Raw genomic sequence first — 12,618 nt, forward strand, 5'->3', positions numbered from 1 at the left:
AGCGTTTTAGCTGCCATGAAAACCTTGGTGAACACTTCTCCTTCTTCTCTACCTACCCTCTCGGGTTATACCCTCTTAAAACCCCTGTATGTGGGACGTAAAACATCGGTTTATCGAGGGATTCAAAACAGTTCGCAGCGTGGAGTGGTGGTGAAAATGCTCTGTCAAGAGTATCCCAGTTTTAGTGAATTAGTCCACTTCCTGAATCAATACAAAATAACTAAAGACTTAGCGATTCTGGGGGTAGTCCATCCCATTGCCTTAGAACCCTATGGACGAGGTTATGCTTTAGTGATGGAGGATTGTGGGAGTATATCGCTCCAGCAGTACATTCAGCAGCAAACACTGTCAGTGGAAATGGGATTGGCGATCGCACAGCAATTATGTCAGATTCTGCACCATCTTCACCAGCAGGGTATCATCCACAAAGATATTAAACCCGCCAATCTATTAATTCATCCCCACACCCATCAGATTAAGCTGATTGACTTTAGTATTGCTTCCCAACTGCCCAAAGAAGGTCAAGACATTCAAAATCCCAATCAACTAGAAGGGACTTTATCTTATATTGCCCCAGAACAAACTGGGCGGATGAATCGCGGCATTGATTACCGTACCGACTTTTACAGTTTAGGAGTCACCCTCTACCAACTGTTCACCCGACAACTCCCCTTTAACTGCCAGAACCCCTTAGAATTGGTGCATTGTCACCTTGCTCAATCTCCCCCTTCTCCCCAAGAGATTAATCCCACCATCCCCGACCCCCTCTGTGCTATTATCCTCAAACTGATGGCGAAGAATGCTGAGGATCGCTATCAAACGGTTTTGGGGTTAGAATATGATCTGACTTACTGCCTTGAACAATGGCGTAACTCCCGCAAGATTCAGCCCTTTGAACTGGGACAACGGGATAGTTGCGATCGCTTTTTAATCCCCGAAAAACTCTATGGTCGAGAAACGGCCGTAGAAACCCTTCTGAATGCCTTTGAACGAGTGGTTCACCCTTTAGAAGAGAAAAAAGCGGTGGAAATGATGCTGGTGGCTGGATTTTCTGGCATTGGCAAAACGGCATTGATTCAGGAAGTCTATAAACCCATCACTCGTCAAAAAGGCTATTTTATTCAAGGCAAATTTGACCAATTTCAACGCAATATTCCCCTCTTTGCCTTTGTCCAAGCCCTACAAGATTTAATCCGACAACTGTTAGCGGAATCCGAGGTAGAACGAGAACAATGGAAAGCAGAGATTCTGGGGGCTGTGGGAGAAAATGGACAAATTTTGCTAGATGTTATCCCAGAATTAGAGCAAATTATTGGCCCTCAACCGCCCCTTGTTGAACTGTCGGGTAGTGCGGCACAGTATCGCTTTAATTTAGTTTTTCAAGAATTTATTGCCATTTTTACCACCCCTGACCATCCCCTCGTGATCTTTTTAGATGACTTACAATGGGCAGATTCTGCTTCCTTGGCTTTGCTCAAATTGCTGATGGAAGGGAAGGGGGATTTACTATTATTAGGGGCTTACCGGGATAATGAAGTGTCTCCCAGTCACCCCTTTAGGTTACTCATCAAAAGTTTAAAAAAAGCCGAGAAAACTGTCAATCAAATTAACCTCACCCCATTAAACGCTTCAACTACCCATCAGTTGGTCGCTGAAACCCTCCATTGTTTTATGAGGCGATCGCAAGGGTTGAGTGATTTTATCTACCATAAAACTAAAGGGAATCCCTTCTTTATTACCCAACTCCTCAAAGCCTTATACAGTGAAGAAAAGATTTGGTTCAATGAGCAGCAAAGGATTTGGGAATGGGATCTCAAGCAGATTCAAGGGCAAACCTTTAGCCATGATGTGGTCAACTTTATGGCGCAACAAATTCAAAAACTGCCCGTCATGAGTCAACAAATTCTCAAATTTGCGGCTTGTATTGGCAATGAGTTTGATTTAGCTACTCTAGCCATTGTAGTTGAGCAAACCCCCGCCCAAGTGGCTCAACAGCTTTGGGATGCCCTACAAGAAGGGCTGATTTTACCTCAAAATGAGGGCTATAAGGTTTATGGAGATTTAGACGAGTTAACCACCTCTAATGAGTATTTAGAAAGCCTTACCTACCGCTTTCTCCATGATCGGATTCAACAAGCGGCTTATTCTTTAATTCCAGAAAACAAAAAGCACAGCACCCATTACAAAATGGGTAAAATTTTACTTAAAAATCTTTCAAAACAAGCCCAGCATGACTCTATTTTTGAGATTGTTAATCATCTAAACTTTGGTCAATTTCTCCCCCTTGAACAAGAGGAGCGAAATCAAATCGCCCAACTGAATTTATTCGCTGGACAGAAAGCGATGCTGTCCACAGCCTACGCTACCGCTATTCAATATTTCCAACGGGGACTAGACTATTTAGACTCTATTAATCTTCAGCAAAATAGTTGGGTAGAGCAGTATCAATTAAAACTTGATTTGTTCTATTATTTAGCGGCTGCTCAATTGAGCAATTCTCAATTAGATAAAGTTGAAAAAACCATTAAAACCTGTATTAATTTCATTATATCCCCTGTAGATCGAGCAAAATTCCATGTCTTGAGAATTGTTAGTTTTACACTGCAAGGACGTTGTGAGAAAGCTATAAAATCGGGTCTTTTAGGCTTGGAAGACTTAGGGATTACCATTGATCAAAACAATCTAAAGCAAGAAATTGAGCAAGAATTTCTAGGGATTAATTCCTTTTTAAATGATCGTACAGTAGAATCTATTTTACACTTACCCGCAGCTACCAATCCTCAAGTGATCTCTGCTATTCAATTACTCATTGCTTTAGAACCGACGATCTACATTATCGGCAACTTGGAACTTTACACCCTTGTCTCTATCAAAGCAGTTCACCTCTCAATTATCAACGGAAATACTCAAGAATCTGTTAAAGCTTATGCCAATTATGGCTTACTGTTAGGCTTACGAGATAAACAATATCAACGCGGTTATGAATTTGGAGAGTTAGCGGTTCAATTGAGCGATAAACTGGAGACTAAATCTCAAGAGTGCAAAGCTTGCTTATTACTCGGTTCTTGGATTCATCCCTGGGCAAAACCTATAGCTGGGGCAGCTGAGATCAACTACAAAGGCTTTTTAGCGGGGATGGATAGTGGCGAGATCCAGTTTGCGGCTTATAACTTGATGGGAAATATTTATAATCGCCTGTTTGCCGGGGAAAAGTTAAGCCAAATTGACCAAGATATTGAACAATATTGGCAGATTGCGGAGCAACTCAAAAACGAGTTATTATGGGTAGTGTTAGCGGGGGCAAAAGTCTTTATTTCTCAGGTCAGCCAAAGTGTAAAAGAACAAAAAGAGGATGTTTTCCTCGCTCAAGCAGAAGCCCGAATTAAAGAGGGCGAAAGTTCTGAGAGTTGGTTAGCTATTGCCCTGTATTACTTACTAAAAATGCAGGGGGCTTGTATCAGTGGAAACTTTAAACAAGGATTGGAGTACAGCCAAGCTGCGAAGAAAAATATCAATGCAGTGGTTGGTTTTACTACCTTTAGTTCTTACTATTACTACGGTTCGTTAATTCTCCTCAACTGTTATCCAGAATTATCTGCTCCTGAACAAACAGAAGCGTTAAAAACTATTGAACAAAATCAGGAACAATTAAAAATCTGGTCAGAACATTGTCCCGAAAACTTTTTACATAAGTATTTATTAGTTCAAGGGGAACAGTATCGCCTGCAAGGAAACAAAGCACAAGCCATTGATTGTTATGATCAAGCTATTGCCGAAGCAGAGCAAAATGGCTTTGTGCAGGAAGCGGCTTTAGCCCAAGAATTAGCGACCCAATTTTATCTAAGTTGGGGTAAACCAAAAATCGCCGCAACTTATTTGGAAAATGCCTATTATAGTTATGGGCGCTGGGACGCAAAAGGCAAAATCCAGCAACTGGAAAGCCAATATAGTCACTTACTCCCCCTCAATCCTACGCCCCTTGAAATTACCCCCAGTTCTACCCTCAGTTCAAGTGTTGTTCATAACATCACCACCGCTCAAGAAAATCCCCAAAATCTGTGGTTTGATTTGCCTGCTGTGATGCAGGCATCCCAAGGGATTTCTCAAGAGATTGAACTGGAAAAATTGCTGGGTAGTTTGATGCAGTTAGCCATTGCTAATGCAGGAGCCCAACGGGGTTGTTTAATACTGCGAGAAGAGGGAGAATGGTCTGTGCGGGTACAAGCGACTTGTCATGATAGTGAATTGCTTAATACTCCCCTGAGTCAATATCCTAAACTGCCTCATCGCTTGATTGAAACGGTGATTGGGAATCGGGAAGCGGTGGTTTTTGATAATCTTAGTCAAACACTTTCTTGGGGTAGCGATCGCTATGTTCGTCTAGAACGGCCTCAATCGGTTCTCTGTGCGCCCATTCTAGGTCAAGGGAAACTGATGGGGATTCTCTACCTAGAAAATAACTTAACCCGAGGGGCCTTTACTCGCGATCGCCTACAAATTTTACAATTCCTCACCAGTCAAGCGGCCATTTCCCTCGAAAATGCCCGTCTCTATGAAAAAATTCAAAACTATTCCCACACCTTAGAGGCAGAAGTCGCCCAAAAAACCCAGGCCTTACAACACAAAGCCCAAGATTTAGAAAAAACCCTGCACCAACTCCAACAAACTCAAGCCCAATTAATTCAGTCTGAGAAAATGTCCTCTCTGGGGCAGCTAGTGGCCGGAATTGCCCATGAAATCAACAATCCGATTAGTTTTATCAAGGGCAATATTACCCACCTTGAACAGTATTTAAACGACCTCTTAGAATTGGTTAGCCTCTATCAAGAACAATATCCCCACCCTGGCCCCATGATTGAAGACCACCAGGATAAAATTGAACTGGATTTTCTGGTGGAAGATAGTCCGAGAATCCTGCAATCCCTAAAAGTGGGGAGTGAACGAATTCGGCAAATTGTCCTGAATTTACGCAACTTCTCCCGTCTTGATGAAGCGGCCATCAAAACCGTGGACTTGCACAGTGGCTTAGAGAGTACCCTATTAATCTTACAAAATCGCCTCCAAGCTAGCCCCACAGAACCGGAAATTCAAGTGGTCAAAGAATATGGGGTTTTACCGGCCGTGACGTGCTACCCCAGTCAACTGAATCAAGTGTTTCTGCATATTCTCACCAATGCCATTGATGCCATGCGGGAACATTCTGCCCCTGATGCGGTGTCTCAAATTTGCCTACGCACTGCCCAAACTAGCCCCCAAGAGGTGAAAATTGCGATCGCCAATACCGGAACTTATATCCCTCCCAAGCTGCAACAACGCATTTTTGACCCCTTTTTCACCACTAAGCCCGTGGGTCATGGCACCGGGTTAGGATTATTCGTCAGTTATTCCATTATTCAGCAACATGGGGGCAGTTTAAGCGTTTCCTCCAGTCCTGAGCAAGGGACTGAATTTGTGATTAGCCTCCCCCTGAATTTTTTCGGAGAAAATTGATCGAGTCAAAGTCTCTATAATGGGGGGGTAATGGTTATCAATGCCCTATTGTATGAAGACTCAACGCCAATTTTGGGGAACAGTGCGGACTTATCTATTATTGAGCGGAATTGCGATCGCCATGCTATTCCCCCTTCTCTGGTTAGTCAGCACGGCCTTTAAATCCCCCACAGAACCCATTTTCGGCTTCCCCCCTCCACTCATCCCCCAAAACCCCACCTTACGCAATTTCCAAATCGTCTGGGAAACCTACCCCTTTGCCACCTATTTATTGAATAGTGTCGTCGTAGCTGTATTAACGGTGGGGTTAAACCTACTCTTTTGCTCCCTTGCCGCCTATCCCCTCGCACGACTGGAGTTTAAAGGACGAGATTTCATTTTTGCCCTCATTGTCTCCACCATCATGATTCCCTTCCAAATCGTCATGATTCCCCTGTTTATCCTGACGGTGCAGTTAGGACTCCGCAACAGCTACCTCGGGATTATTTTCCCCTCCATTGCCTCCGCTTTCGGAATTTTCCTACTCCGGCAAGCCTTCCAAGGTGTTCCCAAAGAATTAGAAGAAGCGGCCCGCATTGATGGAACATCAGAACTCGGTATCTGGTGGCACGTCATGATCCCAGCGGTGCGTCCTGCCCTGGTCACCCTCGCCATTTTCGTGTTTATTGGCTCTTGGAGTGATTTCCTTTGGCCCTTGATTGTCATTGATCAACCGGACTATTACACCCTCCCCTTGGGAGTCGCTACCCTGGCCGGAACCTTTGCCCTCGATTGGCGTTTAATGGCGGCCGGATCCGTGATTTCGATTATTCCGGTGTTACTGGTCTTTATCTTTGCCCAACGTTACATTATCCCCACCGAGGCCGGAAGTGGGGTTAAGGGTTGACTATTCCCTATTCCCTATTCCCCAAACCACAGCCTACAAATGAATGCGACCATCGGGGAGAATAGCGCCGGAGAGTTTCGCCCCGGTGAGTTTAATAAACAGGCGATCGCCTTTGCCCACCTTAGCATTGCGTAAATCCGCCTCCCGAAGGTCTGCCCCGCTAAAATCGGCCCCAATTAAGTTCGCGTCTTGGAGATTCGCCCCGCGCAAATTAGCCTGTAACAGATTTGCCCGGAACAAATTGGCTTGAGATAAATTGGCCGATTCAAAATTAACTCCGTGGAGAAATGTATCACTCAAATTGGCCCCGCTAAAATCCGCCCCCTGAAAATTGCGTCCTGAGAGGTCTTTTTCCGTTAAATCAGCCCCTTTAAAGTCTTGGCCACTGTAGTCAGCATAGTAGGGTCTACGGTAGTGGGGTTGAGGAGTGGGGTCATTGTGGGGGGTATGGTGCGATCGCCTCGTTTCCGAAGAAGAATCCCCATTGGAGGTGGGAGAAGTGTAGGAGGGGGTAGTGTAAGAGTGCGATCGCCGACTCTCAGAATGCTTCGTCTCGTAACAGGGATCCCAATCCGATCGAGGAGTAGAATAACGCTCATGGGGTCGAGTATAAGTCGAACGAGTAGCCGAAGAGTACCCATAGGCAGAATACCCCGAATTAGAGGCCCCATAACTCGCCCCAGAAGGACGACTATAAACCCCCGTTTTCGGTTCTACCACCGGATTAGACCGTTCAATTGACCGCAAATAGTCCCGCGCTTCATTAATCGCCTTGAGCTTCTCCACCGCCTTCTGTAACAATCTAGGATTATCATTAGGAATACGGTCAGGATGCCAAATAAAAGCCAAGTCCTTATAAGCTTGGTTCACTTCTTCCAACGATGCACCGGGTTCTAACTCCAAAACCTTGTAGTAATAATCCATATGGTTTCTCATGCCCCCCTCCTTGGCATAAACCCACTATAACCTTTTGCGGGGAACTGCACACAGCAACCCAGCCCATTCTGGATGGGTAAGATTTCTTGAACCGCCAAATTAATCACTGTAGGCATAAGCATCATTGATAAGTGACACTGGTGCAAAGCATAAGATCATCCTATAAGCGATCCCCATATTGTGACAACTTTTCGCCAAAATTACGGAAAAGTTTAATAATTGGATGACCTTTCCCCTCCTCACTCCCTCCAAGAGCTTAAATCGGAATTAAGATTCTCTCCACTTGCCAAAATCTTGATCAACAGGAACATTTACTTATTAATGCTCTTGGTATAGTAATTAGAAAGATCCTTCCCTACATCCTCTTTCCCCTCCTGTGGAAGGGGAGCTAGGAAAGGATTTCTGCTGTTTTTCTTATCCCCCACACCCTAAATTATGTTTGATTTAAGCGCCCAACTCATGCCCTTATATACCAAACTCATTGGCGGGGTATTAGTGGGCTGGCTCTTAGGTCGTATTTTACCGAAATCCACCTGTACAAACTTGGGAAAATTTCTCTTTTGGGTAGGAGTTCCTTTGGGTAATATTATCTTCCTCCGTTGGGCAGATTTATCCAATACCCTATGGATTTCTCCCCTCATTGCGCTGATGGCCATTATATCAGGAGCAACCTTAGCGGCCATCTGGTTAAAATTGCAGTCTCAAGAGTGGACTTCCCCTCGTCAAGGGAGTTTTGTTCTCACTTCTATGGTGGGCAATACCGGATATTTAGGCTATCCCATTGTTCTCACCCTTGCTGGAGAACAACATTTTGCTCTAGCCTTATTTTACGATATGTTTGGAACGGTTATTGGAGCCTATGGATTGGGAGTGATTTTAGCGGCTTATTTTGGCAAAGCCACTAAACAACATTGGCAATTGTTTGTGGAAACACTCCGTAATCCCATTTGGTGGGCGTTTGCCTTTGGTTTATTCTTCCGTCAAGTGGTGTTACCTACCCCAGTTGAAAGCACCCTGAAAGGCATTGGTTGGGGGGTAATTAGTCTCTCGTTGGTCTTAATTGGGATGCGTTTAAGTCAATTATCATCCTTCCGTCAATGGCGTTCCGTTTCCATTAGTTTGGGCATTAAAATGCTGCTGATTCCCCTAATTTTCGGGCTAATTTTAGCCGGATTGGGGATTCATGGAATGACTCAACTGGTCTTAGTCCTACAAATGGCTATGCCCCCTGCTTTCGCGACGCTGGTTTTAACGGAAACTTATGCCTTAGATTGGGAATTAACGGTCAGTGCGATCGCCATAGGTTCTATCGGGTTACTCCTAACCCTTCCGATGTGGGTGTTTTTATTCGGTTAATGGTGGGTCTTCATCGGCTATGACTTTGGGTTCTAACTCCCGCAGAATTGTATAAGTTGGCGTTAATAACTCGATCTGAGCTTCAGTGCATAAATCCTGTATATTTTGGTGCAGTTCTGAGTAAATTTTCTCCATCACGGTGGGGGCATTTGTATAGGCGTTCAATTCATATAAAACAGCGTGGGAATTCAGTTGACGTTGCAGGACAAAACTGGCGGGATCGCTCAAAATATAACGAGTCTGTGCGGCTGAATTGAGCAAGACTTTATGGATAATTTGCCAAGGGACTTCATAACTAATCTGAACGGTGGTATGTAATAGGAGGGGCTGTTTTTTCTCCCGTAAGGCGGTGCTGTAGTTAATGACAACCATCTGGTTTAAAAGATGGTGGGGCAGGGTGACAATTTCATTTTTAATGGTGCGAAGGCGAACACTAAATAGATTCTGCTCTAAAATGGTGCCTTTGAGATCCCCGATTTGTACCCGATCGCCTAGGGTATAAGGACGATTGTAGGTGAGAAAAAATCCGGCGATCGCATCCTGAATAAAATCCCGACTCCCCCATAGCCCAATCCCTAGCAACAACAGGAATACACCCATTAACAAGGGCGAGGCAATAAAGGGCAGGAAGGGATAAGCCAGAACAAAAGCAAGTGCCAGAATCCCCACTCGCGCTAACTGGTAAGTGGGGAAAGCCCAACTAGGATCAAATTGTTCCAGTTTTATCTCTTCTTGGGCGACTTTTAGCGTAAATTTATGGGCAACTCTCAGGAGGATGGCGGTGATGAATAAAACAACCCCTAAGCCAATTAGTTTTAATAATTCTGCCCAAAAAATAGGGCTAAAAATGCCTAACGTATAGCCCAAAAACTGTACGATTTGCCAACCGATGCCCTTCGTCCAAGGAAATAGGCATAAAACTAGGAGGACATAAAGAGTCAGCCAAATTAAGGATAATCCTAATTTAAGCCATTGAATGCCCCTCAAAAGCCAATTATGCACGCGCTGGGGGTTCAAGATTTGTTGATTTTGAATGGCTATCCCTAGGCGTTTTTCTTGATAGGAAAGGTTAACTTTTTTCGCGAATAAATTGACTTTTTTGTTAATTTGTGATAAACCGAGGAAGAGTAGTATGGTGGCCAGTGCTGTCCATAAACCGCTAATCACCAGATTCTGAACGCTACGTTCTTGGCGGTATTGACGAATGGCTCGGTCGAATACGACTAAGTAGGTTCGGGCTAACTGTTGCCTTGTTTGCTCTGGGGCAGTTGCATCAAGTTCGGTGAGGGTGAGTAGGACTTGATCGCCAATCGCTAGGTTAGTCATATCTCCCACTTCTTCCTGTCGGAGGGAACTGAGGGGGATAGAGAGGTCATTAGCGGCTTTAGTGAGGCGATCGCTCGTTGTGCGGGCCCGTTCCTGTACCGATAATTCCCCGATGCCCTGCTGGAGGGTAAAGAGGGTTTGATCTCCGAGGACGACAGGGGCTTTGATGGGTTCAGTTTCCGTAAAGGGAGTTTGGGTTAAACTGACCACTGGAGTCACTAAACAAAAGAGGGCTGTCAGCAGTCCCAACAGCCAGCTTTTCCAGCGTGAATTAGGTATTACAAGAGAGTTCATAGACCGTAATGGGTAAATAATAATCAACCCCAACCATTGCTAATTGTCACCTAAAGATCGTGATCAGGATTAAGTCCTGCTTCTCGCAGCAATTGTTCTAAACGTTGGTTGCGCTGTCGTTCCTGTGCCAACTGTTCAGTAACTGTTTGTTTGGCTTGCCGTTCCTGTGCCAACTGTTCAGTAACTGTTTGTTTGGCTTGCCGTTCTTGTTCTAATTGTTCAGTTATAATAGTTAACTGCTGTTGGACTTCCAGATAATCGGCAAAGGGTTGACCATCAGGACGATATAACACCAAATGATCCGACGAGAGATCAAAGCGAATGCCCAAACGAGGGGAAACCCAACCATTGATCGGTTCAATGATATCTAACCAAGCCTCAGCACGTAACCATCCCGTTAGGTTATTATTTTGGGGGTCAAAGAGATAGTATTCCTCCACCCCGTAGCGGTCATAAAACAATAATTTGCGGTTCATTTCTTTTTTAGTGTTACCCGGAGAAAGAATTTCAAAGACGACTTGCGGGGCAATATTATTCTCTTGCCACTGTTGATAAGAGCCTCTCTCTCCTTTGGGGACACCAAACGCCACCATCACATCGGGTGCTTGACGTAATTTATTATTCCCTTGTACTGGATACCACAATAAATCCCCCGCGATAAACACATTAGGATCTTGAGCCAATAACCACGCTAAATTATGGTAAATGACAGTAATCCAGCGAAATTGAAGGGTATTATCGGCCATAGGTTGTCCATCGCTTTCGGGATAAATGATTTCGCCATCGGTTGGGAGGGGGAGTTGTGTCACCATAGTTGTTATCCGGTTTACACCTAATGCTGTTGATATTAGCTCACCTTAACGCTAATCCAGCAAGGGGAGAGTATAGAGTTCTGCGGCATGATAACCATGGTTCTGGATATTTTCCTAGATTAAGAGAGATGAGCGATCGCACATTTTATGTGTTTAAAGTAGATGTTGTGCGATCGCCTATAGTTCCTCTGGGTCTAAACCGAGCGATCGCAACCTTTCCGCCAGACGTTCGGCTCGTTGTTCGGCGGTTTCGGCTCGTTGTGCCAGACGTTCAGCCCGTTGTTCAGCCATTTCGGCTCGTTGTTGGGCAGCTTCTTCAGGTAACAGGACTAAACTCCCTTGGGTATCGTAAAACCGCAGCCAAATTGCCTCCTCCCGGTCAATGGTTCCCGACCAAGTTCCCAGCCAAAACCCCAAGCTTTCACACCACAACCAACCTCGCTCATTGGCTACCAAGGGCTGATACCCTTGGGAACTTTCTAAATGCCATCCCTGCAAAGAATTGGCTACAAACGGGTCAAATACAAAGTAATCTGGGGTGCGGAATATCTGTTCATAAATATCCTTTTTGGTTTCCTGATCGACTCGGGCGGTACTCGGCGACATCAACTCAACAATCACATCTGGATAGCGACCCCCTTCCTGCCATACTACCCAACCCTGTCGTTCTGTGGTGCCATCTACATCTAATACGGCAAAGAAATCTGGGCCTCGGAAATCTCGGTTCCTTGCTTGTTCGCTGCTGTAGTAAATGAACATATTCCCGCCCGTGTAGAAATCATGGCGATCGCTCCAAGCCTGTTGCAATGACCGGATCAGGACGTTCATGGCAATGCGGTGACGGTTACTTTCCAAAGGCTCTCCATCATCAAAAATCAAATCTGTCGGCGGCATGGGGGGTTCCCATTGCGTTTCCGTAGCGGTTTCGGGGCTAGTATTGGCAGTGAGTTCAACTGACATTTTCGGTTCCCCCGTGTCTCGTATTTCTCAGTTGTTGATGATTATATCCCCATTTAAAGTAGATGTTGTGCGATCGCTTTATAGTTCCTCTGGGTCTAAACCGAGCGATCGCAACCTTTCCGCCAGACGTTCGGCTCGTTGTTCGGCGGTTTCGGCTCGTTGTTCGGCGGTTTCGGCGCGTTGTGCCAGACGTTCGGCCCGTTGTTCGGCAGCTTGAGCATTTTGGCGTTCGGCTTCTTCAGGTAACAGGACTAAACTCCCTTGAGTATCGTAAAACCGCAGCCAAACGGCCTCCTCGCGGTCAATGGTTCCTGACCAAGTTCCCAGCCAAAAGCCCAAGCTTTCACACCACAACCAACCTCGCTCATTGGCTACCAAGGGCTGATACCCTTGGGAACTTTCTAAATGCCATCCCTGCAAAGAATTGGCTGCAAACGGGTCAAATACAAAGTAATCTGGGGTGCGGAATATCTGTTCATAAATATCCTTTTTGGTTTCCTGATCGACTCGGGCGGTACTCGGCGACATCAACTCAACAATCACATCTGGATAGCGACC

General features: G+C 45.2%; 8 protein-coding genes. 3 read left to right on the plus strand and 5 right to left on the minus strand.

From position 1 onward, the window contains the following. The first annotated feature begins 15 nt into the window (after window positions 1-15). Window positions 16-5,490, plus strand: a complete 5,475-nt coding sequence (locus tag K4A83_RS07365) for a trifunctional serine/threonine-protein kinase/ATP-binding protein/sensor histidine kinase (RefSeq protein WP_265263820.1) — start codon at window positions 16-18, stop codon at window positions 5,488-5,490. Between the two features lie 52 nt (window positions 5,491-5,542). Next, window positions 5,543-6,376 (plus strand): carbohydrate ABC transporter permease, encoded by an 834-nt coding sequence (locus K4A83_RS07370; protein ID WP_265263821.1) that lies wholly within the window; start codon window positions 5,543-5,545, stop codon window positions 6,374-6,376. A 33-nt stretch (window positions 6,377-6,409) separates the two neighbouring features. Here K4A83_RS07370 and K4A83_RS07375 read toward each other — a convergent pair whose 3' ends face one another. Continuing rightward, window positions 6,410-7,312, minus strand: coding sequence for a pentapeptide repeat-containing protein (locus K4A83_RS07375; RefSeq protein ID WP_265263822.1), 903 nt, complete (start codon window positions 7,310-7,312; stop codon window positions 6,410-6,412). Between the two features lie 435 nt (window positions 7,313-7,747). Here K4A83_RS07375 and K4A83_RS07380 point away from each other — a divergent pair, with 435 nt between their 5' ends. Further along, window positions 7,748-8,668, plus strand: coding sequence for an AEC family transporter (locus tag K4A83_RS07380; RefSeq protein WP_265263823.1), 921 nt, complete (start codon window positions 7,748-7,750; stop codon window positions 8,666-8,668). Here K4A83_RS07380 and K4A83_RS07385 read toward each other — a convergent pair. From K4A83_RS07385 to K4A83_RS07400, 4 genes are all read right to left on the minus strand, one after another. Then, on the minus strand, window positions 8,657-10,288 hold the full coding sequence (locus K4A83_RS07385; RefSeq protein WP_265263824.1) for a mechanosensitive ion channel family protein: 1,632 nt from the start codon (window positions 10,286-10,288) through the stop codon (window positions 8,657-8,659). The genes K4A83_RS07380 and K4A83_RS07385 overlap by 12 nt on opposite strands. 50 nt (window positions 10,289-10,338) lie before the next feature. Then, a complete protein-coding gene (locus tag K4A83_RS07390; RefSeq protein WP_265263826.1) occupies window positions 10,339-11,100 on the minus strand; it encodes a Uma2 family endonuclease in 762 nt (253 codons plus the stop codon). 177 nt (window positions 11,101-11,277) lie between these two features. Then, complete coding sequence (locus K4A83_RS07395; protein WP_265263827.1) at window positions 11,278-12,060, minus strand: Uma2 family endonuclease; 783 nt, start codon at window positions 12,058-12,060, stop codon at window positions 11,278-11,280. A gap of 78 nt (window positions 12,061-12,138) precedes the next feature. Then, window positions 12,139-12,618: Uma2 family endonuclease (locus K4A83_RS07400; protein ID WP_265263828.1), on the minus strand; the 480-nt coding region annotated here is incomplete at its 5' end.

Source organism: Spirulina subsalsa FACHB-351, assembly GCF_026130165.1.
Taxonomy (GTDB): Bacteria; Cyanobacteriota; Cyanobacteriia; order Cyanobacteriales; family Spirulinaceae; genus Spirulina_A; species Spirulina_A subsalsa_A.